General features: G+C 68.4%; 24 protein-coding genes and 1 tRNA gene. 12 read left to right on the top strand and 13 right to left on the bottom strand.

Annotated elements, in window-relative coordinates:
• Positions 1–263: 263 nt before the first annotated feature.
• Positions 264–1,112: a formate dehydrogenase accessory sulfurtransferase FdhD gene (gene fdhD, locus CXY76_RS04255; RefSeq protein WP_104163018.1), complete on the top strand. Its 849-nt coding sequence runs from the start codon at positions 264–266 to the stop codon at positions 1,110–1,112.
• A gap of 89 nt (positions 1,113–1,201) precedes the next feature.
• Here fdhD and CXY76_RS04260 read toward each other — a convergent pair whose 3' ends face one another.
• The gene (locus CXY76_RS04260) at positions 1,202–3,514 is read right to left on the bottom strand and encodes an FdhF/YdeP family oxidoreductase (RefSeq protein ID WP_104163019.1); all 2,313 of its coding nucleotides are present in this window, start codon (positions 3,512–3,514) and stop codon (positions 1,202–1,204) included.
• An 81-nt stretch (positions 3,515–3,595) separates the two neighbouring features.
• Complete coding sequence (locus tag CXY76_RS04265) at positions 3,596–4,018, bottom strand: hypothetical protein (RefSeq protein WP_158253835.1); 423 nt, start codon at positions 4,016–4,018, stop codon at positions 3,596–3,598.
• A 235-nt stretch (positions 4,019–4,253) separates the two neighbouring features.
• On the opposite strand from CXY76_RS04265, the gene CXY76_RS04270 reads away from it, so the two are divergent.
• Entirely contained in the window at positions 4,254–4,562 is a 309-nt protein-coding gene (locus CXY76_RS04270) for a hypothetical protein (RefSeq protein ID WP_104163021.1), read from the top strand.
• Positions 4,563–4,567: 5 nt separating this feature from the next.
• Here CXY76_RS04270 and CXY76_RS04275 read toward each other — a convergent pair.
• Positions 4,568–4,640: transfer RNA gene (locus CXY76_RS04275), tRNA-Lys, on the bottom strand.
• Positions 4,641–4,780: 140 nt separating this feature from the next.
• On the opposite strand from CXY76_RS04275, the gene CXY76_RS04280 reads away from it, so the two are divergent.
• The 4 genes from CXY76_RS04280 (at position 4,781) to CXY76_RS04295 (ending at position 8,511) form a co-directional block, all read left to right on the top strand.
• A complete protein-coding gene (locus CXY76_RS04280; protein ID WP_104163022.1) occupies positions 4,781–5,410 on the top strand; it encodes a DNA-directed RNA polymerase subunit beta in 630 nt (209 codons plus the stop codon).
• A 247-nt stretch (positions 5,411–5,657) separates the two neighbouring features.
• Positions 5,658–6,239 (top strand): sigma-70 family RNA polymerase sigma factor, encoded by a 582-nt coding sequence (locus tag CXY76_RS04285; protein ID WP_233199560.1) that lies wholly within the window; start codon positions 5,658–5,660, stop codon positions 6,237–6,239.
• Positions 6,236–7,216 (top strand): anti-sigma factor, encoded by a 981-nt coding sequence (locus tag CXY76_RS04290; protein WP_104163024.1) that lies wholly within the window; start codon positions 6,236–6,238, stop codon positions 7,214–7,216. Before CXY76_RS04285 ends, CXY76_RS04290 begins: the two co-directional genes overlap by 4 nt.
• A gap of 404 nt (positions 7,217–7,620) precedes the next feature.
• Positions 7,621–8,511, top strand: coding sequence for an aminotransferase class IV (locus CXY76_RS04295; protein ID WP_104163025.1), 891 nt, complete (start codon positions 7,621–7,623; stop codon positions 8,509–8,511).
• Between the two features lie 462 nt (positions 8,512–8,973).
• Here the strand turns inward: CXY76_RS04295 and pstB are convergent, their stop codons facing one another.
• From pstB to CXY76_RS04335, 8 genes are all read right to left on the bottom strand, one after another.
• The gene (gene pstB / locus CXY76_RS04300; RefSeq protein WP_104163026.1) at positions 8,974–9,753 is read right to left on the bottom strand and encodes a phosphate ABC transporter ATP-binding protein PstB; all 780 of its coding nucleotides are present in this window, start codon (positions 9,751–9,753) and stop codon (positions 8,974–8,976) included.
• 49 nt (positions 9,754–9,802) lie between these two features.
• Positions 9,803–10,891 carry a phosphate ABC transporter permease PstA gene (gene pstA, locus CXY76_RS04305; RefSeq protein WP_104163027.1) on the bottom strand — a complete coding sequence of 363 codons (1,089 nt, stop codon included), beginning with the start codon at positions 10,889–10,891 and terminating at the stop codon, positions 9,803–9,805.
• Positions 10,891–11,832 (bottom strand): phosphate ABC transporter permease subunit PstC, encoded by a 942-nt coding sequence (pstC, locus tag CXY76_RS04310; protein ID WP_104163028.1) that lies wholly within the window; start codon positions 11,830–11,832, stop codon positions 10,891–10,893. The genes pstA and pstC overlap by 1 nt, the downstream gene beginning before the upstream one ends.
• Before the next feature lie 153 nt (positions 11,833–11,985).
• On the bottom strand, positions 11,986–13,080 hold the full coding sequence (pstS, locus tag CXY76_RS04315) for a phosphate ABC transporter substrate-binding protein PstS (RefSeq protein ID WP_233199561.1): 1,095 nt from the start codon (positions 13,078–13,080) through the stop codon (positions 11,986–11,988).
• A gap of 229 nt (positions 13,081–13,309) precedes the next feature.
• Entirely contained in the window at positions 13,310–14,251 is a 942-nt protein-coding gene (locus tag CXY76_RS04320; RefSeq protein ID WP_104163030.1) for an NUDIX hydrolase, read from the bottom strand.
• Positions 14,248–16,422: an RNA degradosome polyphosphate kinase gene (locus CXY76_RS04325; protein WP_104163031.1), complete on the bottom strand. Its 2,175-nt coding sequence runs from the start codon at positions 16,420–16,422 to the stop codon at positions 14,248–14,250. The genes CXY76_RS04320 and CXY76_RS04325 overlap by 4 nt, the downstream gene beginning before the upstream one ends.
• Before the next feature lie 56 nt (positions 16,423–16,478).
• Positions 16,479–17,396, bottom strand: a complete 918-nt coding sequence (mshD, locus tag CXY76_RS04330) for a mycothiol synthase (protein WP_233199562.1) — start codon at positions 17,394–17,396, stop codon at positions 16,479–16,481.
• Positions 17,371–18,063: a response regulator transcription factor gene (locus CXY76_RS04335; RefSeq protein WP_104163033.1), complete on the bottom strand. Its 693-nt coding sequence runs from the start codon at positions 18,061–18,063 to the stop codon at positions 17,371–17,373. Before CXY76_RS04335 ends, mshD begins: the two co-directional genes overlap by 26 nt.
• Positions 18,064–18,163: 100 nt before the next feature.
• Here CXY76_RS04335 and CXY76_RS04340 point away from each other — a divergent pair, with 100 nt between their 5' ends.
• On the top strand, positions 18,164–18,400 hold the full coding sequence (locus CXY76_RS04340) for a hypothetical protein (protein ID WP_104163034.1): 237 nt from the start codon (positions 18,164–18,166) through the stop codon (positions 18,398–18,400).
• Positions 18,401–18,571: 171 nt separating this feature from the next.
• Positions 18,572–19,210, top strand: a complete 639-nt coding sequence (locus tag CXY76_RS04345; protein WP_104163035.1) for an FABP family protein — start codon at positions 18,572–18,574, stop codon at positions 19,208–19,210.
• On the opposite strand, the gene CXY76_RS04350 is transcribed toward CXY76_RS04345, so the two are convergent.
• Positions 19,194–19,856, bottom strand: a complete 663-nt coding sequence (locus CXY76_RS04350) for a Pr6Pr family membrane protein (protein WP_104163036.1) — start codon at positions 19,854–19,856, stop codon at positions 19,194–19,196. The two genes, CXY76_RS04345 and CXY76_RS04350, sit on opposite strands and share 17 nt — an antisense overlap.
• A 157-nt stretch (positions 19,857–20,013) precedes the next feature.
• Between CXY76_RS04350 and CXY76_RS04355 the strand changes: the two genes are divergently transcribed.
• Together CXY76_RS04355 and CXY76_RS04360 are read left to right on the top strand one after the other, a co-directional pair.
• Positions 20,014–21,198 carry a folate-binding protein YgfZ gene (locus CXY76_RS04355; RefSeq protein WP_104163037.1) on the top strand — a complete coding sequence of 395 codons (1,185 nt, stop codon included), beginning with the start codon at positions 20,014–20,016 and terminating at the stop codon, positions 21,196–21,198.
• A 76-nt stretch (positions 21,199–21,274) separates the two neighbouring features.
• Positions 21,275–22,024, top strand: a complete 750-nt coding sequence (locus CXY76_RS04360; RefSeq protein ID WP_104163038.1) for a phosphoglyceromutase — start codon at positions 21,275–21,277, stop codon at positions 22,022–22,024.
• Between the two features lie 152 nt (positions 22,025–22,176).
• Here the strand turns inward: CXY76_RS04360 and phoU are convergent, their stop codons facing one another.
• A complete protein-coding gene (gene phoU / locus CXY76_RS04365; RefSeq protein WP_104163039.1) occupies positions 22,177–22,839 on the bottom strand; it encodes a phosphate signaling complex protein PhoU in 663 nt (220 codons plus the stop codon).
• Positions 22,840–23,022: 183 nt separating this feature from the next.
• On the opposite strand from phoU, the gene CXY76_RS04370 reads away from it, so the two are divergent.
• Positions 23,023–24,177 (top strand): cell wall metabolism sensor histidine kinase WalK, encoded by a 1,155-nt coding sequence (locus CXY76_RS04370; protein WP_104163040.1) that lies wholly within the window; start codon positions 23,023–23,025, stop codon positions 24,175–24,177.
• A complete protein-coding gene (locus CXY76_RS04375; protein WP_104163041.1) occupies positions 24,174–24,854 on the top strand; it encodes a response regulator transcription factor in 681 nt (226 codons plus the stop codon). The genes CXY76_RS04370 and CXY76_RS04375 overlap by 4 nt, the downstream gene beginning before the upstream one ends.
• The last annotated feature ends 70 nt before the right edge of the window (positions 24,855–24,924 follow it).

Below are 24,924 nucleotides of genomic sequence, written 5' to 3' on the forward strand. Positions count from 1 at the left end.
TCCCGCACCCGCATCCCGCATCCGGCACCCCGCATCCCGCACCCCGCATCCCGCTCCCGAATCCCGCACCCGCGTCCCTCGCCCCAAGCGGCCCAGCACGCGAGAGCGGCCGTGTGGTTGCCTCGAGTCACTCGAAGCAGCCATGTGCCCGCTCTCGTGAGCGGCCCCGTCCCCTCCCAACATCCGAATCGGAGGATTAGGCTCGAAGGAGGCTCAGGTGCCCCCGCGCGGGCACACCTGACGCACTCTCGAGGAGGGCACCCATGAGCAGAGTCACGGCACGGCGCAAGATCACCCGGCTCACGGTGGGCCGGCCACCCATCCGCCGCGAAGACGTGCTCGCGGTCGAGGAGCCGCTCGAGATGCGGGTGAACGGCCGGTCCCTGGCCGTCACCATGCGCACCCCCGGCCACGACGTCGATCTCGCCGCCGGGTTCCTGGTCTCCGAGGGCATCATCACCCAAGGCGAGCACCTCGCCACCGCCCGCTACTGCGCCGGCGCCACCGCCGAGGGCGTGAACACCTACAACGTGCTCGACCTGCGTCTGGCCCCCGGCGTCGCCGCCCCCACTCCCGGCATGGAGCGCAACTTCCTCACCACCAGCTCCTGCGGCCTGTGCGGCAAGGAGAGCATCGACGCCGTGCGCACCAAGTCCACCTGGGACGTGCGCACGGATGCCGTGCGGGTCGACGCCGAACTGCTCACGACGTTTCCCGAGGCGCTGCGTCAGGCACAGGCGGTGTTCGAGAAGACCGGGGGCCTGCACGCCGCCGCCCTGTTCGACGGCGGCACGGGCGAGATGCTCGTACTCCGCGAGGACGTGGGCCGGCACAACGCCGTCGACAAGGTGATCGGCTGGGCGGTCAAGGAGAACCTGCTGCCGCTCCAGGGCACCGTGCTGATGGTCTCCAGCCGGGCCAGCTTCGAGCTCGCCCAGAAGGCACTGATGGCCGGCATCCCCATGCTCGCCGCGGTGTCGGCGCCGTCGTCGCTCTCCGCCGAGTTCGCGCACGAGGTGGGCCTGACCCTGGTCGGCTTCCTCCGCGGTGACTCGATGGTGATCTACGCCGGCGAGGAGCGCATCGTGCAGGGCGCGCTCGCCGCGGTGTAGCCGGGTCTGTCGAAGCAGTAACTGTTCCCGAAGCGGACAATTGCACCCGGTGTGCCTGGTGCAATTGTCCGCACCGGGACCAGTTGGCGTCAGTTCGGGACCGGCACCCGAGCCTCGTGCGGGATGAACCGCACGCTCATGGCCTTGTAGCCGGGCGTGTTCGACTCCCGGGCCACCAGCTCCCGGTGCATGAGCTGGTTGGCTTCGGGGAAGTACGCCGCCGCGCAGCCGCGCGGGGTGGGGTACACCACGAGCCGGAACTTGTCGGCCCGGCGCTCCTGACCGCCGAACGTGCTGATCACGTCGACGAGGTCGCGGTCCGCAAAGCCCAGTTCGGTGACGTCGTCGGCGTGGATGAGGATCACCCGGCGGCCGTCTTTGATGCCGCGGTAGCGGTCATCCAGCCCGTAGAAGGTGGTGTTGTACTGGTCGTGGCTGCGCATGGTCTGCAGAATCAGGTGCCCGGGCGGCGGGGTGAGGTACTCCAGCGGGCTCACCGTGAACCGGGCCCGGCCGATGTCGGTGGCGAAGCTGCGGGTGTCGCGCGGCGGGTTGGGCAGCACAAAGCCGTTCTTGTCGCGCAGCCGACGGTTGAAGTCCTCAAAGCCGGGCAGTACCCGGGCGATGTGGTCGCGGATGACGTCGTAGTCCTCCGCCATCGCCTTCCAGTTGACCGGGTGGTTGTCGCCGAGCGTGGCCCGAGCCATCCGCGCCACGATCACCGGCTCGGCCAGCAGGTGCTCGGACACCGGCGTGAGCCGGCCCTGGGTGGAGTGCACCATCGACATCGAGTCCTCCACCGACAGAACCTGCCGGCCGGCCGGATGCTTGTCATCGGTGTCGGTGCGGCCCAGCGTCGGCAGAATCAGCGAGGTGACCCCGTGCATCACGTGCGACCGGTTGGGCTTGGTGGAGATGTGCACGGTCAGGCCGACCCGCTGCATGGCGGCCTCGAGCAGGTCGGTGTCGCTGCAGGCGAGCGCGAAGTTGCCGCCCATCGACACGAACACGTCAACGTCGTCGTTCTCGAACGCCTCGACGGTGTTCACCGAGTCCAGGCCGTGCTCGCGGGGTGAGACGATGCCGAACTCGGCGTCGAGGGCGGCGAGCATGGCCTCCTTGGGCTTCTCCCACACGCCCATGGTGCGGTCGCCCTGCACGTTGGAGTGCCCGCGCACCGGGCAGGCGCCGGCACCGGGCTTGCCGAAGTTGCCCTGCAGCAGGAGCAGGTTGATGATCTCCTTGAGAGTGTTCACCGAGTGCGGCTGCTGGGTCAGGCCCAGCGCCCAGCAGATGATGGTGGCCTTCGAGGCGGCCAGCATCTTTGCCACCACGCTGATGTCCAGGCGCGACAGCCCGGTGGCCTTCTCGGTTTCGACCCAGTCGATCTCGGTGCGCGCGGCCTTGTATGCCTCGATCCCGTCGGTGTTCGCGTCGATGAACTCCTGGTCCACGACCGAGCCGGGCACCCGGGCCTCCTCCTCGAGCAGCAGGTGGCCGAGCGCCTGGAACAGGGCGAGGTCACCGCCGACCTTGATCTGCAGGTACTCGTCGGCCAGCGGCACCCCGTGGCCCACCAGCCCGGTGGGGGTCTGCGGGTCCTTGAAGTTGAACAACCCGGCCTCTGGCAGCGGGTTCACGGCGACGACCTTGCCGCCGTTGGCCTTGCAGTCCGCCAGCGCCGACAGCATCCGCGGGTGGTTGGTGCCCGGATTCTGGCCCACCACCAGAATCAGCTCGGCCACGTGGATGTCGTCCAGCGAGACGGTGCCCTTGCCGATGCCGATCGTGGGGTTCAGGGCCGATCCGGAGGATTCGTGACACATGTTCGAGCAGTCCGGCAGGTTGTTGGTGCCGATCGACCGGGCGAACAGCTGGTACAGGAACGCGGTCTCGTTGGCGGTGCGGCCGGAGGTGTAGAACACCGTGCGGTCCGCCGTGCTGGCGCGGATCTTCTCGCCGATCAGCGCGAACGCGTCTTCCCAAGCGATGGGGGAGTAGTGCGTGTCGCCGGGGCGCACCACCACGGGCTGCGAGATTCGGCCCTGGTTGCCCAGCCAGTACTCGGTCTTGCCGGCCAGGTCAGCCAGCGAGTGTTCGGCCCAGAATTCCGGGCCGACGGTGCGGAGGGTGTTCTCTTCGGCCACGGCCTTGGCGCCGTTCTCACAGAACTCGGCTGTCTTGCGGTGCCCGGTCGACTCAGGCCAGGCGCAGCCCGGGCAGTCGGTGCCGTTCCGCTGGTTGAGCCGCAGCAGCGCCCGCGCGGTGCGGCCCACCCCGGCCTGCGCGATGCCGCGGTCCAGCGCCACCACCACCGCCTCGAGGCCGGCGGCGGCCTTCTTCGGGGTGCCGACGACGAGGTCGTCTTCGTTGATGTCCTTGACCGGTGCGCGACGTGTCATGAGTCCATCCTGCTCCTGTCGGAGTCGGATCCTGACCGCTGCGAGCGCGCGTTTTACGGTATTACCGGCCCAAACGGATGCTCACGCTGCCAACCCGTGCGAGCGCCGGCCGTCCGCGCCCACATTGCCGGTGGCCACGTCGGTGCCGTCGGGCACCCGGGTGTCCCGGTCCAGGCGCACGCCGGCGGCGATGCGCACGTTGCGGCCGATGCGCACGTGGCTGCCCAGGTGGGCGCCGCCCGAGACAAGGCTGCCCTCGCCGATGTGCACGTTCTGGCCGATGAACACCTTGTCGCCGATGGCGACGTCGTGGTCGATCCAACTGCCCGGCCCGACCCACGACTCCCGGCCCACCTGCGCGCCGGACTCGATGTAGGCGGACTCGGAGATGAACGCGCTCGGTTGCACGGTCGACTTGCCAGACACCCACCCGTTGCCGTTGGGGTGCCGGCGGTATTTCTCGATCACGCCGGTCTCAACCTCGACGTCGATGTTCTTGCGCACTGGGGCTCCTCTCGTGACGCGCGGTATGTGCGTCGCCCTGCGGCGAAGCGCCGATTGAGCGCTCGCGGCCGGAGTCCAGCACACCAGATTGCGCGTCTACTGCGTTGGAAACACCGCATACTCGCAGGACATTCCGGGTGCCCGCTCAGCCCCAGTGAAATGGCAGCTACCGTCGTGCCGCTGCGCTGGGCGGCAGACGGCTCTATGCTGCCCCTATCTACGGATTGGGGAGCGGATGACCATCGAATCGGGTGCACTGACAACCGAACAGCGCACCGAGCTGCTCAACCACGAGGTCGCCCGGTTCGCGGCGGAGGGATGGACGGTCAGCAGCGTGGTCGGCAACCAGGCCGTGCTGCAGAGGAAGAAACGGATCCGGTTCTGGCTGAACGTGTTCCTGACGTTCTTCACCTGGGGCCTGTGGCTGTTCGTCGTGCTGCTGAGCATCCTCAATCGCAAGGTCGAATCGCTGATCCTGACCATCGACCACTACGGCAAGGTCGACCGGCAGTTTCCCGTCTCACGGAAACTCTGCCGGCGTTAAGAAAGTGGGCCCCGTCGGGCTCGAACCGACGACCCAAGGATTAAAAGTCCTTTGCTCTACCAACTGAGCTAGAGGCCCGCGGTTAATAACTTAGCGTGGATTGGCGGACGGTTTTTGTGACTAGCGTGGATGCATCCGCCAGAGACGCCGGCCGGCAACACCCAATACCAACCGGCGACGTACCCGACTACGCTGCCCTGAAAGCCAGGAGGAGAGCGATGGCCGACGATTTTCACAAGCCCACCCAGTTCTCGGGCGCCAAGTTCGAATCGATGATGGGCGGCGAAGACCCCGCCCAGATCAGCCGGATCGCCCACGAGACCGCGCAGGCGTTGATCGCCCGGGTGCGCGACAGCCCCGACCCCGAGGTTGTGGAGCGCCTGGTGGCGTACACCGACGAGCACGGCATCGACGCCGTGGCGGAGCTGTGGTCGCGGGCCACGCCGCGTAGCCTGCCCGGCGCGCTGTGGCGCATCTACCTCGTGCGGTTGCTGATCCGGCAGGATGCCGATGGCACGGCGTTCCTGTACCAGCGCGGAATCGACGTGGCCGTCACCATCGACCCCCTCGTCGCGGGCGCGGCGGTGCCGACCGGTCCGGCCGAGATCATCCTGCTCGCCGACGAGATCCTCCGGGGCGTGTTCACCGGCGATTTCGCCGTCGCCCTGGACCGGGCGGCGGCCTTCTGCCGGGTGATCGGCGCTGGCTGTGCGAGCGTGGCCGACGACCTGGACAGCACCGAACCCGGCCGCTCCTCCGAGCTGACCACCCGCGCCCTGCGGTTCTCCACCACCGCGCAGGAGTTCACCTCCTGCGCCCGGCTGTGGCGCACCGACTCCCTCGAATAGAGCTCCCAGGCATCCGGGAATGAACTCTCAGCCGATGTCGTTTACACTTGATGCTGGCCGGACCGTAGTAACCCCGGGCTCCAATATTCGCCGTCTAGAACGGCCTCACGCCGAGAGGCGTTCTGCGGTCCGGCCTTCACTCTGCCCGGCGGCGCCGGACGGACCGTTTCGCTCCAGACCAATCCAGCAGGGACTCGGTACCGAACCCTAAGCATGGAAGGGGACTGGACCTGACATGCTGGATCTCATGACTGCTGAGTTCGACCTCGACGCCTCGTCGACAGCGCCTTCGAAAGAAGAGCTGCTCGCTCGGGTTGCCGACGGGGACCAATCGGCCTTCGGTGAGCTTTACGACCAGATCGCTCCGCGGGTGCTTGGCCTTGTCAAGCGCGTGCTGATCGATCACGCACAGTCGGAAGAAGTGACCCAGGAGATTTTCCTGGAGATCTGGCAGACGGCCTCGCGGTACGAGTCACAGCGTGGCGGGGCTTCGACCTGGATCATGACCATGGCGCACCGACGTGCGATCGACCGGATTCGGTCGTCGCAGGCCGGCCGCGACCGGGACACCAAGATCGGCATCCGCGACTTCGCGGTGCCCTATGACCACGTCGCCGAAACCGTCGAGGTGAAAATCGAGCATGAAAGGGTGGAAAAGGCGATGTCCAGACTGACCGAACTGCAACGGCAGGCCGTGAGCCTGTCGTACTTCAGCGGTTACAGTCACCGTGAGGTCGCCGACCACCTGCACATTCCGCTCGGCACCGTGAAAACCCGGCTCCGCGACGGGTTGATTCGTCTGCGCGATGAACTGGGGGTGGTCTCATGACCGGCACCGACAAGCCCGGCAACGACCTGACCGGCAACGGTTCCGCCGACAACCCGGCCGACCTGGCCGGCGCGTACGCCCTGCACGCCCTCAGCGCCGACGAGGCCGCCGAATACGAGCGGTACCTGGCTCGGTCGGAGCAGGCCCGCATCGAAGCCGCCGAGCTCAGCGATACCGCCGTGGCCCTCGGCCTGTCGGTGGCGCCCGTGCAGCCCTCCAGCCCGCTCAAGGCCAGCCTGATGGCCCAGCTCGCCACCACCCCGCAGCTGGCCCCGCTCACGCCCGCGGCCGACGCGGTGACACCCGCCGAGACCGCAGCCACGACGGATGCGCCGCCCGCGGCCATCCCGATCGGCTCCGCGTCCGCTCGGGGCAGCGTCACAGCCGCGTCGGCTCCGGTGTCCTCGGTCGACCCGGGTGCCGGTGTCGAGCAGGGTTCCGCCGGCGACCCGAGTGCAGCCGTTAAGGGTTCCGCCGGCGGTGCTGCCGCCGCGCGGGCCCAACGCCGCTGGTTCCAGCGTCCCGCCGGGTACCTCGTCGCGGCCGCGGCCGCCGTCGCGCTCTTCGTCGGCGGCACCTTCGCCGGCCAGGCGCTCTACGGCGATCCCAGCCAGGACTTCGCCCAGGAGCAGGCCGCCAGCCTCGCCGAGATCAACGCGGCCCCCGACAGCCAGCGGGCGTCGACGCAGACCGCCGACGGCCAGGCCGCCACCCTCGTCTGGTCCGGTGAGCTCGGCCTGTCCGCGATCATCGTCGACGAGCTGCCCGCCCTCGGCGACGACCAGGACTACCAGCTCTGGTACATCGGCGCCGCCGGGCCCGTCTCGGCCGGCACCTTCGACTCCGACGGCTCCGGCACCGCCTGGCGGGTGCTCGACGGCACCATGTCCGCCGGCGACACCGTCGGTGTCACCGTGGAACCCGCGGGCGGCTCCGAGCAGCCCACCTCCGACCCGATCGTGGCCATCCAGAGCTAGCCCGCCGCAGCACCCGCCCGCACCGGTCCGCGTGGCGCTCGGCCGACATGCCGACGATCCCGACGTGCCGCAAAGACCCCCTTCCGAGCCGCCTAAGAGGTGCTTTGCCCGAAGTCGCGGGCGGGCTGCATCCCGACATGCCGCAAAGACCCCCTTCCGGAGCGGCGAAGGGGTTCTTTGCCGCAACTCGAAGAGCCACCGCGACAGCGAGTTGCCAGTTCGGGCCCCTCCTGCCCGCCTGAAGAGCGCCAACTGCCCTGTCGGCAGCGCGCCCAACGGTGAGCTGCCAGTTCGGGCCCCTTCGAGGAGCCGGAATGGGCATCAAATGGCAACTCGCCGGCGTCCGTCCGCCGCGGCCGGACCGGGCTCCGGGCGCGCATCCGGCGGGTGGGTAGGCTCGAGACATGACCCTGCCCTTCACCCTGCTCATCGACCCGGAGCCTGCCGACTCCACCCGCACCGACTTCGTGGACACGTTCCACGAAATCGACTCCGGTGCCCCGGCGCTGCGGGTCGCCGAGCTGAGCACCCAGCGCGGCGACGGCATCTTCGAGACCCTCAGCGTGGTCAACGGGCACCCGCAGGAGGTCGAGCCGCACATCAGCCGGCTCATCAACTCCGCCCAGATCTGCGACCTGCCGGTGCCCAACCCCGCCCAGTGGCGCGCCGCGATCGCCTACGCGGTGGCCCGCATTCCCGGCGAGGGCGAACTGGCACTGAAGTTCGTGCTCAGCCGCGGCGTCGAGCACGGACCAGCGCCCACCGCCTGGCTGCACGCCACCCGCGCGGCGGACTTCAGCGCTGTGCGCGAGAACGGCATCAGGGTGATCACCCTCGACCGCGGCTACCCGCGCGGCGTCGCCGAGCAGGCGCCCTGGTTGCTGATGGGTGCCAAGACCCTCAGCTACGCGATCAACATGGCCGCCCTGCGCGAGGCCAAGCGCCGCGGCGCCGACGACACCATCTTCCGCACCCACGACGGCTACGTCATGGAGGGCCCCACCTCGAGCGTGATCCTGCGCATCGACGGCCGCTACATCACCCCGGCGCCGAGCGGCGCCATCCTGCACGGCACCACCCAGCAGAGCGTGTTCGAGTACCTCACCGCGCATGGCGAGAGTGTTGAGTACCGCGATGTCACGGTCGACGAGCTGCGGGCGGCGGATGCGGCGTGGCTGGTATCCAGCGTGCGTCTCGCGGTCGCCGTGATCGCCCTGGACGGCGTGGAGTTCCCGCACGACACCGAGCTCACCCGCGCCCTGAACGCGTCCCTGCTGGCCCGCACCGGCTCCTGACAGCTCTCCCATCCGCGAGAGCGGCCGTGTGGCTGCTTCGCGGGTGCTGTGGTGACCGTTTGGCCGCTTTCGCGAGGCGTCACATCCGCGAGAGCGGCCATGTGGCTGCTTCGCGGGTCCTGTGGTGACCGTTTGGCCGCTTTCGCGAGGTGACGCATCCGCGAGAGCGAGGACGTGACACATCCGCGAGAGCGGGGATGTGGCTGCTTCGCGGGTGCTGTGGTGACCGTTGGGCCGCTTTCGCGAGGTGACACGTCCGCGAGAGCGAGGACGTGACACATCCGCGAGAGCGGCCGTGTGGCTGCTTCGCGGGCGCTGTGGTGACCGTTTGGCCGCTTTCGCGACACGAGGGACACGTGGGACACGAGGGGGACGAGGGGCGCGATCACGGGCACGGTGGGGACGCAAAACCGCCCGGGCGACCGTGGAGTCGACCGGGCGGCGGATGTAGTTGGTGCGGGTTTAGCCGAAGCGGCCGGAGACGTAGTCCTCGGTGGCCTGCACGGTGGGGTTGGAGAAGATCGTGGTGGTGTCGTCGTACTCGATGAGCTTGCCCGGCTTGCCGGTGCCCGCGATGTTGAAGAACGCGGTGCGGTCCGAGACCCTGGAGGCCTGCTGCATGTTGTGGGTGACGATGACGATCGTGTAGTCGGTCTTCATCTCTTCGATGAGGTCCTCGATCGCGAGGGTGGAGATCGGGTCCAGGGCCGAGCAGGGCTCGTCCATCAGGATCACGTCGGGCTGCACGGCGATGGCGCGGGCGATGCACAGGCGCTGCTGCTGGCCACCGGAGAGGCTCGAGCCGGGCTTGTCCAGACGGTCCTTCACCTCGTTCCAGAGGTTCGCGCCGCGCAGTGACTTCTCGGTCAGCGCATCCGCGTCGCTCTTGGGCATCCGGCGGTTGTTCAGCTTGACGCCGGCGAGCACGTTGTCGCCGATCGACATGGTGGGGAACGGGTTGGGCCGCTGGAACACCATGCCCACCTGGCGGCGCACGAGCACCGGGTCGACGCCGGGTCCGTAGAGGTTGTTGCCGTCGATGAGCACCTCGCCATCGACGCGGGCGCCGGGGATGACCTCGTGCATGCGGTTCAGGGTGCGCAGGAAGGTGGACTTGCCGCAGCCGCTGGGGCCGATCAGCGCCGTCACCGTGCGCGGTTCAATGGTCAGCGACACGCCCTCAACGGCGAGGAATTTGCTGTAGTAGACGTCGAGGTCGTTGACTTCAATGCGCTTGGACATGTGTTCCTTCGAATCTTGGAGTGCAGGAGAATCTGGGGCGGCGGCGGCGTCAGCGGCCGAGCTTGGGGGAGAAGGTGCGGGCGATGAGCCTGGCCACGAGGTTGAGCAGCATCACGATCACGATCAGGGTCAGCGCCCCGGCCCAGGCCCGGTCGATGTAGGCCTGCGAGTCGGCGCCCTGGCTGGCGTACTGGTTGTACACGAACACCGGCAGGGTCATCATCCGTTCGTTGAACAGGTCGTAGTTCATGCTGGCTGTGAAGCCGGCGACGATCAGCAGCGGAGCGGTCTCGCCGATCACGCGGGAGATCGAGATCATCACACCCGTGACGATGCCGGCCAGCGAGGTCGGCAGCACCACCTTGACGATGGTGAGCCATTTGGGCACGCCGAGCGCGTAGGCGGCCTCGCGCAGCTCGTTGGGAACCAGCTTGAGCATTTCCTCGCTGGAGCGCACCACCACCGGGATCATCAGCACCGACAGGGCCACCGACCCGCCGAAGCCGAACCGGATGCCCGGGTCGTTGAACAGCAGCGAGAACAGGGCGTAGGCGAACAGGCCGGCCACGATCGAGGGGATGCCGGTCATCACGTCGACGAAGAAGGTGATGCCGCGGGCGAGCCGGCCGCGGCCGTACTCGGTGAGGTAGATCGCCGTGAGCAGCCCGATCGGCACCGAGATGAGAGTGGCCAGCCCGGTGACGAAGAGCGTGCCGACGATCGCGTGCAGGGCCCCGCCGCCGGCGCCCACGACGTTGCGCTGGGACTCGGTGAAGAAGGTGGGGGTGAGGAACGCGGGGAGGCCGTTGATGATCGTCGTGCCGACCAGGGAGATCAGCGGGATCATCGCCACCACGAACGCGATGGCGACCAGGGCGGTGACCAGACGGTCCTTGGCCCGGCGGATGCCCTCGACGAAGTACGAGAACAGGAACAGGGCGATGCAGTACAGCACGGTGCCGAAGAACAGCGTGCCGGCCCAGTTGAAGCTCTCCGTGGCGCCGGAAAGGAAGATCACCGCGAAGAACGCGCCCACGACCAGCCAGCTGGCGGCAAGCACCAGCATGGGGGCGTTCTTGGGCAGTTTGCCGGCGGTGAGGGAGTTCGTGACGGGAGAGGAGATGGTCATGGTGCTCATCAATTCGCTCCTGAGAAGGCCTTGCGGCGGTTGATGATCACGCGCGCGATCATGTTGACGATCAGCGTGATGACGAAGAGCACGAGGCCGGTGGCGAGCAGGATGTTGACCCCGACGCCGTGTGCCTCGGGGAAGTTCAGCGCGATGTTCGCGGCGATGGTGTTGGAGTTCTGCGAGGTGAGCAGCTGGAAGATCACCTGGGGGTTGGGGGAGAGCACCATGGCCACGGCCATGGTCTCGCCGAGCGCGCGGCCCAGGCCCAGCATCGAGGCTGAGATGATACCGGCGCGGCCGAACGGCAGCACGGCCATGGTGATCATTTCCCAGCGGGTGGCGCCGAGCGCCAGTGACGCTTCCTCGTAGAGCACCGGGGTCTGCAGGAAGATCTCCCGGCAGATCGCCGTGATGATCGGCAGCACCATCACGGCGAGCACGATGGCCACGGTGAGGATGGTGCGGCCGGTGCCCGAGACGGGGCCGGCGAACAGCGGGAACCAGCCGAACCACTCGACCAGGTTGGCGTAGAACGGCTGCACCATCGGGGCGAGCACCCCGATGCCCCAGAGGCCGAAGACCACTGACGGCACGGCGGCGAGCAGGTCCACGAGGTAGCCCAGGCCCTGCGCGAGCTTGCGCGGCGCGTAGTGCGAGATGAACAGGGCCACGGCGATGGCGACGGGAACAGCCATCAGGAGGGCGAGGAATGCCGACCAGGCCGTGCCGAAGGCCAGCGGCGCCACATAGGACCAGAAGTTGCTGAACTCGCCCTTGAACGCATCCGCGGGCGCCACGAAGGCGGGGATGCTCTGCACCAGCAGGAACAGGGCCACGGCGGCCAGCACGGCCAGGATCAGGCTGCCGGCCACCACCGTTGCGGTGGAGAAGATGCGGTCGCCCGGTCGTTCCTTGGCCTTGATCGCAATACGGTCTGCGGTCGTCATTCCGAGCGTCTCCCTGAAGGGGTGAGGTGGTACCGGTAAGGGTGGAGCTTGAGCCGGACCCCAATCCTCAGTGTGCCCGACAGGCCGACCGCGTGCAACGCGGGCGCCCTGCCGGGCAGTGTTACTGAAGCTGGAAGCTCAGCGGGTGTTGAGTTACTTGACGGTCTCGAGGACCGCGGCGACCTTGGACTGCAGGTCGGCGGACAGCGGAGCGGCGCCGGCGGATGCCGCAGCCTCGGCCTGGCCGGCCTCGCTGGCCATGAAGCTGACGTACTCCTTGACGAGGGCGCCCTGTGCGGGGTCCGCGTACTCGGTGCAGACCAGCGCGTAGCTCACCAGAACGAGCGGGTAGTGCGTCGCGTCGGTGGTGAGGCGGTCCAGCTTGATCGCCAGGTCGTTGTCGGCGCGGCCTTCGACGAGCGGCGAACCGTCGACGACTGCTGCGGCGGCCTCGGCCGTGTACTCGACGAACTCGTCGCCGACCTTGATCTTGGCGACACCGAGGTCACCGGCGCGCGAGGCGTCGGCGTAGCCGATGGTGCCGGTGCCGCTGGTGACGGCGTCGACGACACCGGAGGTGCCCTGGGCGCCCTCACCGGTCTGGTACGGGAACGGGTCGGCCGGCTTCTCGGTCCACACGTCGGGTGCGGCCTGGAAGAGGTAGTCGGCGAAGTTCTTGGTGGTGCCCGAGTCGTCCGAACGGTGCACGGCGGTGATCGCGGTGGCGGGCAGTTCGGCGTCGGCGTTCAGCGCGACGATGGCCGGGTCGTTCCAGGTGGTGATGGCGCCGGTGAAGATCTTGGCGAGCGTGTCGGCATCCAGGTTGAGGTCGGTAACGCCCTCGACGTTGAAGATGACGGCGATCGGGGAGATGTAGACCGGCAGGTCCACGGCGAGGGTGTCGGGGGCGCAGGCGGCGAACGCGCCGGCCAGCTCCTCGTCGTTCAGGTAGGAGTCAGAACCGGCGAAGTCGGTGCCGCCGGCGATGAAGGTTTCGCGGCCGGCGCCGGAGCCCGACGGGTCGTAGTTGATGGTGACTTTCGGGTTGGCCGTCTGGAACGCGGAGATCCACGATTCCTGGGCCGAGCCCTGCGAGGAGGCGCCCGCGGCGTTGATCGTGCCGGAGAGGGTGCTCTCGGCGGCGTCGTCGGTGGCCGTGCTGCCGGCTTCGTTCGAGGCGCAGGAGGAGAGAACGAGTGCTGCGGCAATTGCAATGACCGCGGGGCGGCCATAACGCTTGAGATTCACAAGGATCCTTTTCAGGTCGAATACAGGGAATGCGATCACAGGAGAATCCTGCGAACTTCGGGCCGGTGCTGGCCCTCGGTAGACGCTAATCCGTGTGGTTAACGACACTCCCCCTCCTTGGTGAACGGGAGGTAAACGACATCCGTCCAGTCGACCTCGCTCCACCTGCTCTGCCGGGCGCACAACAGCGCCCGCAGTCCCGGTCGGGTCTGCGGGCGCTGTCGGGTGTCTAGAGGCGCGGCGGGTGGGTCTCGATGGCGAGGATGCCCGCGCTCGGGTTGTCGCTGGAGAGGTGCACGACGGAGAACCCGCTGGGCGACAACGCCGCGGCATTGCCCAGCCGCTGGGTCATCGGCGAGCCTGTCGCCAGGGCGATCTCCCGCAGGATGTCGGGCAGCACCGGGCCGTGGCTGCAGAGCACCGCGGTCTTGCGGGCGCGGATGCGTTTGCCCACGTTGTGGCGAACATCGGAGGTGCCCTGCTCCCAGGCGTCCTGGCTGATCAGGTCGGTGCGCTTGAACGGCACCCCGGTCGCGGCCGACAGCGGGGCCACGGTGGTCACGCAGCGGGTGGCGGTGCTGGTGAAGATGCGCTGCGGCTTCCAGGCGCTCACCGCGGGGACCAGGGCGGCGGCCTGGGTCACGCCGCGTTCGCTGAGCGGGCGGGTGGCATCCGGGCCCGACCAGTCGTGCGGCGGGGTGGCCTTGGCGTGGCGCAGCGCGATGATCGCGAAGGTACTCGTGATGCCCTGGGTCACCAGGCGGGCGAACGCGTCGATGATCTCCACGTCCGGGGCGTAGCTGAGGTAGGTCCTGGCCTTCTTGATGGTCACCCATTCCAGGGCGGCGACCTCACCGTTGGGCACGAACGTGGAGCGCAGAATGTGCTCAGGCAACACCTCGGCGGCCCAGTAGTGCACGATCTTGACCTTGCCGTTGGGCATCGGGTACTCCGACACGCCCAGCGGCACGCCCAGCGCGATGGCCAGGCCGGTCTCCTCCTCGATCTCCCGCACGGCCGTGACCGGCAGCGTCTCGCCGGGGTCGACCTTGCCCTTGGGGATGGTGATGTCGCCGTGCACGGTGCGGTGGATCAGCAGCACATGCATCCGGCCGTCGATCAGGCGCCAGCAGACGGCTCCGGCCGCGTAAACGGGTCCGGGGTCACTCATCGGCGGCTCACCGGTCGCTTGCGCTGGCCGATCTGCTGCATCAACCGGTTCTGCATGTCATCCAGCGGCTTACCGTCGGCGTCCAGGTGGTGCCGGGTCCACTCACCGTTCTCGTCGAGCCACCACGACGAGGTGCGCTCGTCCATGGCCCGGGTGAACAGGGCGTCGACCTCGGCCAGGTGCCGCGGGTCGACCAGGCGCACCAGCGCCTCCACCCGGCGGTCGAGGTTGCGGTGCATCATGTCGGCGCTGCCGATGAAGACCTGGGTCTCGCCCAGGGTGTGGAAGCAGAAGATCCGCGAGTGCTCGAGGTAGCGCCCCAGGATCGAGCGCACCCGGATGTTCTCGCTCATGCCGGGCACGCCGGGCTTGAGGCTGCAGATACCGCGCACCCACACGTCAACGGGCACACCGGCCTGACTGGCCCGGTACAGCGCGTCGATGATGTCCTCGTCCACCATCGAGTTCACCTTGATGCGGATGCCGGCGGGCTTGCCGGCCAGCGCGTTCGCGGTTTCGTCGGCGATGCGCTTGAGCAGGGCCTTGCGCAGGTGCAGGGGAGCCACCAGCAGACGCTTGAACTTCTTCTCGATCGCGTAGCCGGAGAGCTCGTTGAACAGCCGGGTCAGGTCCTTGCCGACCTGGTCATCCGCGGTCAGCAGCCCCATGTCTTCGTAGATGCGGCTGGTCTTGGGGTTGTAATTGCCGGTGCCGATGTGGCTGTAGTGCCGCAGCACGCCCTTCTCGTAGCGCACCACCAGGGCCAGCTTGCAGTGGGTCTTCAGGCCCACGAGGCCGTAGACCACGTGCACGCCGGCCTTTTCCAGCTTGCGGGCCCAGGAGATGTTGGCCTGCTCGTCGAAGCGGGCCTTGATCTCCACCAGGGCGAGAACCTGCTTGCCCGATTCCGCGGCGGCGATCAGCGCCTCCACGATCGGGCTGTCACCGGAGGTGCGGTACAGGGTCTGCTTGATGGCCAGCACGTTCGGGTCGGCGGCGGCCTGCTCGAGGAAGGCCTGCACGCTGGTCGCGAAGGATTCGTACGGGTGGTGCAGCAGCACGTCTCCGCGGCTGATGGCGCGGAAGATGTCGGGTTCGTCGTTGGGTTCGCCGGTGAGCAGCTGCGCGGCCGTGGTGGGCACGTGCTTCGTGTAGTGCAGGTCGGGACGGTCGATGCGCAGGTCGAACAGGCCGCCGAGGTCCAGGGGAGCCGGCAGTCTGTACACCTCCTGCTCGGTCACGTCGAGCTCACGCACGAGCAGGCCCAGGGTCACCTCGTCCATGTCCTCGGTGACCTCGAGGCGGATGGGCGGGCCGAACCGGCGGCGCAGCAGCTCCTTCTCGAGGGCCTTGATCAGGTTCTCGGTGTCGTCTTCCTCGATGACGACGTCCTCGTTGCGGGTGACCCTGAACACGTGGTGTTCGAGGATGTCCATGCCGGGGAACAGGTCTTCGAGGTGGTTGGCGATGAGGTCCTCGAGGGTGATGAAGCGCACCTTGTCGACCGACTCGGTGCGGTCCACCCGCACGAAACGCGGCAGCATGGAGGGCACCTTGAGCCGGGCGAATTCCTGCTTGCCGGTCTTGGAGCTGTGCAGCCGCACGGCCAGGTTCAGCGAGAGGCCGGAGATGTAGGGGAACGGGTGGGCCGGGTCGACGGCCAGCGGCATCAGCACCGGGAAGATCTGGTTGCCGAAGTAGCCGCGCAGCGACCGGCGGTCGACGTCGCTCAGGCTGTCCCAGGTGACGATGTTGACGCCGTGTTCGGACAGCGCCGGGCGCACCAGCTCCTGGAACGCGTGCGCGTGCCGGTCCTGCAGCACGTGCGCGGCCTGGGAGATGTCGGTGAGCACGTCCTGCGGGGCACGGCCGACGTTGGTCGGCACGGCCAGTCCGGTGAGGATGCGGCGCTTGAGGCCGGCGACGCGCACCATGAAGAACTCGTCGAGGTTGCTCGCGAAGATGGCCAGGAAGTTCGCCCGTTCCAGCACCGGCAGGGCCGGGTCCTCGGCGAGTTCGAGCACCCGCTGGTTGAAGGCCAGCCAACTCAGCTCCCGGTCGAGGTACCGCTCGATCGGTAGTGCCGGATCGTTTTTGCCGATCTGGGGGTCAAAATCGTCGTCGAGTTCGCTCTCGAGCCCTGAGGTGCCTGGGATGTTGTCGCCGTCCATCTGTCCATCTTGACACCCGCCGCCGAGCGGGCGCGACGTTCACGGTGAACGAAACGTTAACGAGGCGAACGGTGGTACTGCACATCCACCGTGCGGTCGGTGAATCCGAGGCTGCGGTACAGGCGAACCGGCCCGGTGCTCTCGGCCTCCACATACAGTTCCACGCTCGAGCAGCCGCGCGAGCGGAGGCGCGCGAGACCCGCCACCATGAGGGCGCGACCGAGGCCGGCGCCGGCGGCATCCGGGTGCACGCCGAGCACGTAGATTTCGCCCTGCGCGGAGCCCGGTTCGATCTTGACCCAGTTGTAACCCAGGATGCGGCCGGGCTCGGCGCCCTCCGTGCTCTCCCGCGCCAGCAGCAGGTCGCCGGCGTCGAACCAGGGTTCGGCCTGGCGGGCGGCCAGGTCGGCTTCGGTGACGGCGCCCTGCTCCGGATGGGTGGCGAAAACCAGCGCGTTCAGGCTCACCCAGTCGCTGTTGTCGCCGGGCTCGTCGGCGGTGGCCGGACGGAAGGCGGTGATGATGACCCCGTCTGGCAGCACCGGGGAGGCCTCGGCGTCGGCGTCGGAAAGCGGCCGCTCCAGCTGCAGCAGGGTGCGCACGGCGCTGAAACCGAACCTGTCGGCCAGGGCGCGCGCACCGGGCAGGTCGCCGTGTGCCCAGGCGGTGAGGTCGCCGGACATGCCGCCCTCGTCCTCGAACAGACGGCGGAGCGCGGCGGTGGCGTGGCCGCGCCGGCGGTAGCGCGGATGCACGACGAGGGCGATCTGACCGAGCCCGACGATCGCGGCACCGACGGCGTCTTCGCCCTCGAGCAGCAGCTGCGGCCTGCGCCGACCCGACCGCGCATCGAGCAGGGCCTGTTCGTTGAACGGGCGGTAGCCATCCGTGTGCGCCGCCGCGTCGGCCACATCGTGGAAACGCGCCGCGAAGGCGGCGTCGGACAGGTCAGGTGCCGACAGAGTGAGGGACACGGTCGCCTTCTTCCTCGTACACGTTGAACCGATAGCCGACGTTGCGCACGGTTCCGATCAGCGACTCCTGGTCGCCGAGCTTGGCGCGCAGGCGCCGCACGTGCACGTCGACGGTGCGGGTGCCGCCGAAGTAGTCGTAGCCCCACACCTCGCTGAGCAGCTGCTCGCGGGTGAAAACCCGCGACGGGTGCGCGGCCAGGAACCGGAGCAGCTCGAACTCCTTATAAGTGAGGTCGAGCGGTTTGCCGTGCACCTTGGCGGAATAGCTGGCCTCGTCGATGACGACACCGGCGGCACGGATGGTGGGGGAGGGCGAGTTGTGCGGGGTGCGGCCGGCTGCAAGCCGGATGCGCGCGTCCACCTCGGCGGGGCCGGCGGTGTCCAGCACCACGTCGTCGACGCCCCAGTCCGGGCTGACCGCGGTCAGACCACCCTCGGTGATCACCAGCAGCAGCGGAACACTGCTTCCCGTGGTGCGCAGAATCTGGCACAGCGACTTGGCGGCCATCAGATTGGACCGGGCATCGACCAGGATCAGGTCGGAATCGGGCGCTGCGATGAGCTGGTCCGCCTGTGCCGGAATGAGTCGTGTGCTGTGGGACAGCAACGCCAAGGCTGGAAGAACGTCATCATTCAGGGCCGAGGTCAGGATCAACAGCTGCGCCACGCAGGTCCTCCAAGTATCGTGCGGCCCATACTAGCGTGCCACGGAAAGGGACTCGGGCGTGCACAATGGGACAGTGAGCTGGAAGCGTTTGAGTGTAGTGATGATTTGGCTGGTCGCCGTCGTCTGTGCGGTACTGACCGGCGTCCTCGTCGCCCCCGCGGACCGTCTGGTGTGGGTCAGCCTGTCCCTGGCCGGCTGCACCATCCTCACCCTCGCCGCCCAGTTGTCCACCGGGCAGAAGGAAGGCTACGTGCACAGGGTCACGCTCAGCCTGGTGGGCGCCGTGCTCGTTCTCGGTGCCGCGACGGGATTGTTCGCCCTGATCGGCCTCGGATAACACTTCGTCGCACCTGGCGGCTTCCGGCCGGTCAGCGGCTAGAGTTGGGGCATGTCAACGCTCGCACTCGAAATCCTGTTCCTGGGCCTCCTCGCGCTGGCCAGCCTGTCGATCGCCTGGGTATCCGGCATCGTGCTGTTCAAGCTGTTCCGGGGCCAGCGGTAACCGAACGTGTACGAACTTCCGGTCGGCCTGCCGTCCGAACTTGTTCCGCTGTCGTGGCTGATCGGCGTCTGGGAAGGGTCGGGGATCCTCGACTACACCGTCGACGGCGAGAAGGTCACCCGTGAGTTCGGGCACCGGATCAGCTTCAGCCACGACGGTCTGCCGCACCTGAACTACAGCTCGTACACCTGGCTCGAGCCCGAGGCAGCCGCCCCGGATGCCGACGGCACCGTCGCCCCGGCCGGCGCGCCGGTCCCGTTGATGACCGAGACTGGCTACTGGCGGCTCAGCCGCCCGCAGGAGCCCGGCGACCCGGGCCCCGGCCTGCTGCCCGGTGTCGGTCCGGTACCGTTCCAGACCGCGGAAGCCGTGGAGACGCTGCGGAACACCGACGGGGGCTTCGACATCGAGGTCAGCCTGGTGCATCCGGGCGGCATCATCGAGCTCTACCTCGGCCAGGTGAAGGGCCCGCGCATCGATCTCGCCACCGACGCCATCGTGCAGTCCAGCGGTGCCAAGCCGTACGCGGCCGCGACCCGGCTCTACGGCCTCGTCGATTCTCACCTGCTCTGGGCGTGGGACATCGCCGCGCTCGGCCAGGACCTGCAAACGCACGCGTCCGGCCGGCTCAGCCGCGCGTCGTAGCCTGTTCCGCGGGCCGCGCCGTGACGGGACCCACCGTTACGGGCCGTAGCCGGCTGAGGCCGAAAACCGCGGCCCCGGCGACGATGACGGTCACGGCGATCAGCAGCACGTACCCGAACACCGAGCCGTACCCGGTGGCCGGGTCGAGGAAGGGATACGGCACCCAGCCGTCCGTCGCGCCGCGAACGAGCACCACGGCGCACCAGAGCACCGGGTAGATCAGCACCACCCACAGGCGCCGCCACGGCTGCGGGGCCCGGTCGGCGAACAACACCCAGTCGAGCAGGCAATAAAGGGGGAACAATACGTGCAGCACGGTGTTGGCCCAGGGCAGCTCGACGCCGCCGGCCAGGCCGGTGAGCAGGGTGTTGTAGACCAGGCCCACCACGATCATGTAGCCGGTGGTTGCCGCCCGCGCGAGCTCTAGCCAGGCCGGCGCCGGGCGGCCGAGCAGGCACAGTGCGGCGGTCAGGACGAGCGCCGCGGCCGCGAGCAGGTTGCTCTGGATCGTGAAGAAGCCGAAGAAGTTGACCGGGTTGATGGTGGTGCGTGCGGCCGTGGACAGGAACGTGGCGGTGACGGCGACACCGGTCAGCCCCGCCGCGAAAAGGCGAAGCACCGCAACGGAGGGGGCGGGGACGGTCATCGGGAACTCCTTGCCTCGACGGGGTGGCCGCCGACGGGAATACGGGGTGCCGGTCAGGCCGTTGGGCTAGCATATGGGCCGGAGTTCCCCGTTGTCGACAGCGCCCCCGTCGGCCCCGAACCGGCAGCAGCCAGGGGATTTCACAAAGGAGAGCCCGATGACCAACCCCGCTGACTCGTTCGGTGCCGCCGCAGTGTCACCGCTGCTCGAACTCGACGGCGCCGTGCAGGCCGACGGCATCGATGCCGGCGTGGCCGCTCACTACGGCAGCCCGAACACCGAACAGCGCCGGCTGCTGGCCGGAGCGGCCGTCGTGGACCTGTCGCACCGGGGGGTGCTCTCCATCGTCGGGCCCGACCGGCTCACCTGGCTGAACTCAATGTCCAGCCAGGAACTGCGTGGCCTGACCCCCGGCCAGTCCACCGAAACCCTGTTGCTCGACCCGGCCGGCCACCTCGAATACGCCATCGCCCTGATCGACGACGGCGTCGAAAGCTGGCTGCTGGTCGAGGCCGCCGAACTGCCCGGCCTGCAGACCTGGCTCGACCGGATGCGGTTCACCCTGCGTGTGCAGGTCGTGGACCACACCCTCGCCTACGCCACCGTCGGCACCATGGCCGCGGACCCCGCGGCACTCCCGCTCAGCCCGGCGAGCCCGAACGGGGTGCCGTTGGTCTGGCACGACCCGTGGTCGGAGGTCGCGCCGGGCGGCTGGCAGTACGCCGCTGACACCGCCCACCCCGGCGCCGCCTGGCACTGGAGTGAGGTCCTGATCCCGCGGGCGGCGTTGCCCGACCTGCGAGACGCCGTCGCGGCCGGCACCGTGCAGGCCGCCGGGCTCCTGGCCCTCGAGGCGCTGCGCATCGCCGCCTGGCGTCCCCGCGGCGCCCTGGACGCCGACGAACGCACCATTCCGCACGAACTGGACTGGCTGCGCACCGCGGTGCACCTGAACAAGGGGTGCTACCGCGGCCAGGAAACCGTCGCGAAGGTGCACAACCTCGGCCACCCGCCGCGCCGGCTGGTGCTGCTGCACCTGGACGGCTCCGACTCGGTGCTGCCCGCGCACGGTGACGAGGTGCAGGGCGACAGGTTCGTCGCCAACGCCGAACCCGAGCGCCGCACCGTGGGCAGCATCACCTCCAGCGCCATTCACTACGAGCTCGGACCGATCGCCCTCGCCGTGGTCAAGCGCACGGTGCCGGGCACGGTGACCCTGCACGTGCTCTCCCAGGGCCTCTCGATCACCGCCAGCCAGGAGGTCATCGTGCCGGAGTCGGCCGGGTCGGTGGCGGAGATCCCGCGGTTGCCGCGGTTGGGCGTACGGGTTCCGCGCGGCTGAAAGCGGCGCATCCGGCGGGACTTTCGTCACGCACACGGGTGCGGTGTGCCCGCGTGCGCCTCGCTAGAGTTGGAGCATGTCTGCTCCCTATACCCTCATCCTTCTCCGCCACGGCAACAGCACCTGGAACCAGCAAAACCTCTTCACCGGTTGGGTGGATGTGCGTCTGAGCGACCAGGGCCGGGCCGAGGCGCTGCGCGCCGGCGAGCTGCTGGCCGAGTCCGGCCTGCTGCCGGACATCCTGCACACCTCGGTGCTCACCCGCGCCATCCAGACCGCGAACATCGCCCTCGAAGAGGCCGACCGCCTCTGGATCGACGTCAAGCGCTCCTGGCGCCTCAACGAGCGCCACTACGGCGCCCTGCAGGGCCTGGACAAGGCCGAGACCCTCGCCACCTACGGTCCGGAGCAGTTCCAGACCTGGCGTCGTTCGTTCGACGTGCCGCCGCCCGTGCTCGACGACTCCTCCGAGTGGTCCCAGGCCAACGACGCCCGTTACGCGGACCTCGGTGACGACCTGCCCCGCACCGAAAGCCTCAAGGACGTCATCGCGCGAATGCTGCCGTACTGGGAGTCCGACATCGCCGCTGACCTCCGCACCGGCAAGACCGTGCTCGTCACCGCGCACGGCAACTCGCTGCGCGCCCTGGTCAAGCACCTCGACGGTGTCTCCGACGCCGACATCGCCGACCTGAACATCCCCACCGGCATCCCGTTGGTCTACCGCCTCGACGAAGACCTCAAGCCGATCGGAGCCGGCGAGTACCTCGACCCCGCCGCTGCCGCTGCCGGCGCCGCCGCCGTCGCGGCCCAGGGCAAGAAGTAACCCACCAGCCCTACGAAAAAGCCCCCGTCACTGACGGGGGCTTTTTCGTTGGTCGAGCTTCACTGCCGTTGTTCGAGCTTCACAGCCGTAGATCGAGCTTGTCGAGATCCCGTGCGAGGTCTCGACAGGCTCGACCAGTGGGGTGTCGAGATCTACGCGTCGGTCGGCGTCGGCTGTTGCCAGTCGCCGGTGCCCAGGTACTGCACCTTCTTGGCGATCGACACCGCGTGGTCGGCGAACCGCTCGTGGTAGCGGCTGGCGAGGGTGGCGTCGACGGTGTCGGCGGCCTGGCCCTTCCAGGTCTCGCCGAGCACGGCGTCGAACACGCTCAGGTGCAACGCGTCCACCTTGTCGTCCTCATTGCGGATGGCCTCGGCCAGCGCCATGTCCTCGGTGGTGAGCAGCTCGGCGAGCATCTTCGCGATCTTCACGTCGAGAGCGCCCATCTCGGCGAACGTCGGGCGCAGGCTCTTGGGGATCACCTTGTCGGGGAACCGGTACCTGGCCAGCTGCGAGATGTGCGTTGACATGTCGCCCATTCGCTCGAGCGACGCGCTGATCCGCAGCGCGCTCACGACGATGCGCAGGTCCCTGGCCACCGGCTGCTGCCGGGCCAGGATGGTGATGGCCAGCTCATCGAGCTCAACGGTGAGAGCGTCGATCTTGTCGTCGTCGGCGATGACCTCTTCGGCCAGCGCCACATCGGACTTGTTGAAAGCCTTGGTGGCCTTCTCGATGGAGATGGCCACGAGGCGCGCGATCTCGGCGAGGCGGTCCTGCACCTCGGCGAGCTCTTGCTGAAATACTTCACGCATTGTGTCTGTGGTCCTTCCTGGTCGCGCCAAAGCGCGCGAACGCATGAGACCCGCCTGGCCCCCGATCAATACTGCCGAACGCGGGTTAACGGCAGGTGCCGTGCGACTGAACAGTAACCAAAGTAGCGTGTGACCACCCTTGCCGTCGTGATCGACCCGTGCCAGAGTCACTAATCTGGTGAAATGGAATCGACCTGGCTTGTGTTGCTGTCCCTGGCACTGGGCCTCACCGTCGGCGGCGGGTTCGTGACCCTGCTGTATGTCGCGGAGCGACACGGCAAACGGGCCGCCGAGGTGGTCAACCCGGCGGTTCCGGACGGCATCGACCAGGTGCTCGACGCCCTGGAGAGTGCCGGAGCCGTGCTGGACCCGTCGAACAACGTCATCAAGTCCTCGCCGGGAGCGCTGAGCATGGGACTGGTCGTGAACCAGCAGCTGGCGCATCCGGAGCTGCTGGACCTGGCCCGCGGTGTGCGCCGCACCGGCGAGGCCGTGTCGGAGGATTTGGTGCTCTCCCGGGGCCCGTTCGGTGACGCGAGCATGCACGTGCGGGTGCGGCTGGCCCGGCTGGGCTCCCGCTACGTGCTGCTGCTCGCCGAGGACCGCACCGAGGCGTTCAGGCTCGACGAGGTGCGCCGGGACTTCGTCGCCAACATCAGCCACGAACTGAAGACCCCGATCGCCGCCGTCGGGCTGCTCGCCGAGGCCCTCGGCCACGCGGCCGACGAGCCCGTGCAGGTGCGCCGTTTCGCCGACCGGCTCACCACCGAGGCCGGCCGGCTGGCCCGGCTCACCCAGGAGATCATCGAACTCTCCAGGCTGCAGGCCCAGGACGCGCTCCGGGAACCGGAGCTGCTCGACATCGACGACATCGTGGCCGCCGGCATCGACCAGAACCGGGTCGTGGCGGATGCCGACCGCATCACCATCGCGGTGGGCAAGAAGTCCCGCGCCAGGGTCTACGGCGACGAGAGACTGCTCGTGATGGCCGTGCACAACCTGGTCGCCAACGCCGTGCACTACTCCGCGCCGGGCTCCAGGGTCGGTGTGGGAGCGCGGGTGTCGGACGGGGTGATCCAGATCACCGTCACCGACCAGGGCGTCGGCATCCCGGAGGGCGACCTGGACCGGATCTTCGAGAGGTTCTTCCGCGTCGACCAGGCCCGGTCCCGCAACACCGGCGGCACCGGCCTGGGCCTGGCCATCGTCAAACACGTCGTGCAGATCCATGGCGGCGACATCCGGGTCTGGTCACAGCCCGGCCACGGTTCGACCTTCACCATCCGCCTGCCAGAGGCGACCCACCCCGCACCAGCGGCGACAGGAGACACCCCATGACCCGAATCCTTCTTGTTGAAGACGAGCAGGCACTGAGCGAGCCGCTGAGCTTCCTGCTCGAACGGGAGGGCTACGAGGTGACCGTGGCGGAGGACGGCCCGAGCGCCCTGGCCGAATTCGACAAGGCCGGCGCCGACCTGGTGCTGCTGGACCTCATGCTGCCCGGCCTCCCCGGCACCGAGGTGTGCCGGGAGATCCGCACCCGGTCCGCGGTGCCGATCATCATGCTCACCGCCAAGGATTCCGAGGTCGACATCGTCGTGGGGCTCGAGCTGGGCGCCGACGACTACGTCACCAAGCCGTACTCGACCCGGGAACTGCTCGCGCGCATCCGGGCCGTGTCGCGCCGGCACACCGACCCGGCTGAAGAGGATGACGGGGTCCTCGCCGCCGGCACCGTGCGGATGGACATCGAACGGCACACGGTGTCGGTGTCCGGCAGCGTGGTGAACATGCCGCTGAAGGAATTCGAACTGCTCGAGTTCCTGCTGCGCAACGCCGGCCGGGTACTCACCCGCGGTCAGCTGATCGACCGGGTCTGGGGCACCGACTACTTCGGCGACACCAAGACCCTCGACGTGCACATCAAACGGATCCGCTCGCGCATCGAGGCGACCCCGTCGGAGCCGACGATGCTCGTCACCGTGCGCGGACTGGGCTACCGCTTCGAGGCCTGACCCGCCCGGGGGGCGGTGATTCGCCCCAGATACGTCAAAATGCCCCTTGGCTTTCGCTCAAGGGGCATTT

This window comes from Cryobacterium sp. N22, from assembly GCF_002929555.1.
Classification (GTDB): Bacteria; Actinomycetota; Actinomycetes; order Actinomycetales; family Microbacteriaceae; genus Cryobacterium.

Bases quoted from the DNA above. Each gene is read 5' to 3' on its own strand.
- pstC (WP_104163028.1), bottom strand. From the start codon at position 11,832: ATGACGACCGCAGACCGTATTGCGATCAAGGCCAAGGAACGACCGGGC.
- CXY76_RS04285 (WP_233199560.1), top strand. From the start codon at position 5,658: ATGACTGCTGAGTTCGACCTCGACGCCTCGTCGACAGCGCCTTCGAAA.
- CXY76_RS04360 (WP_104163038.1), top strand. From the start codon at position 21,275: ATGTCTGCTCCCTATACCCTCATCCTTCTCCGCCACGGCAACAGCACC.
- pstB (WP_104163026.1), bottom strand. From the start codon at position 9,753: ATGTCCAAGCGCATTGAAGTCAACGACCTCGACGTCTACTACAGCAAA.
- CXY76_RS04375 (WP_104163041.1), top strand. From the start codon at position 24,174: ATGACCCGAATCCTTCTTGTTGAAGACGAGCAGGCACTGAGCGAGCCG.
- CXY76_RS04270 (WP_104163021.1), top strand. From the start codon at position 4,254: ATGACCATCGAATCGGGTGCACTGACAACCGAACAGCGCACCGAGCTG.
- CXY76_RS04260 (WP_104163019.1), bottom strand. From the start codon at position 3,514: ATGACACGTCGCGCACCGGTCAAGGACATCAACGAAGACGACCTCGTC.
- CXY76_RS04320 (WP_104163030.1), bottom strand. From the start codon at position 14,251: ATGAGTGACCCCGGACCCGTTTACGCGGCCGGAGCCGTCTGCTGGCGC.
- CXY76_RS04355 (WP_104163037.1), top strand. From the start codon at position 20,014: ATGACCAACCCCGCTGACTCGTTCGGTGCCGCCGCAGTGTCACCGCTG.
- CXY76_RS04295 (WP_104163025.1), top strand. From the start codon at position 7,621: ATGACCCTGCCCTTCACCCTGCTCATCGACCCGGAGCCTGCCGACTCC.
- fdhD (WP_104163018.1), top strand. From the start codon at position 264: ATGAGCAGAGTCACGGCACGGCGCAAGATCACCCGGCTCACGGTGGGC.
- CXY76_RS04290 (WP_104163024.1), top strand. From the start codon at position 6,236: ATGACCGGCACCGACAAGCCCGGCAACGACCTGACCGGCAACGGTTCC.
- phoU (WP_104163039.1), bottom strand. From the start codon at position 22,839: ATGCGTGAAGTATTTCAGCAAGAGCTCGCCGAGGTGCAGGACCGCCTC.
- CXY76_RS04370 (WP_104163040.1), top strand. From the start codon at position 23,023: ATGGAATCGACCTGGCTTGTGTTGCTGTCCCTGGCACTGGGCCTCACC.
- CXY76_RS04280 (WP_104163022.1), top strand. From the start codon at position 4,781: ATGGCCGACGATTTTCACAAGCCCACCCAGTTCTCGGGCGCCAAGTTC.
- CXY76_RS04350 (WP_104163036.1), bottom strand. From the start codon at position 19,856: ATGACCGTCCCCGCCCCCTCCGTTGCGGTGCTTCGCCTTTTCGCGGCG.
- CXY76_RS04325 (WP_104163031.1), bottom strand. From the start codon at position 16,422: ATGGACGGCGACAACATCCCAGGCACCTCAGGGCTCGAGAGCGAACTC.
- pstA (WP_104163027.1), bottom strand. From the start codon at position 10,891: ATGAGCACCATGACCATCTCCTCTCCCGTCACGAACTCCCTCACCGCC.
- CXY76_RS04340 (WP_104163034.1), top strand. From the start codon at position 18,164: ATGATTTGGCTGGTCGCCGTCGTCTGTGCGGTACTGACCGGCGTCCTC.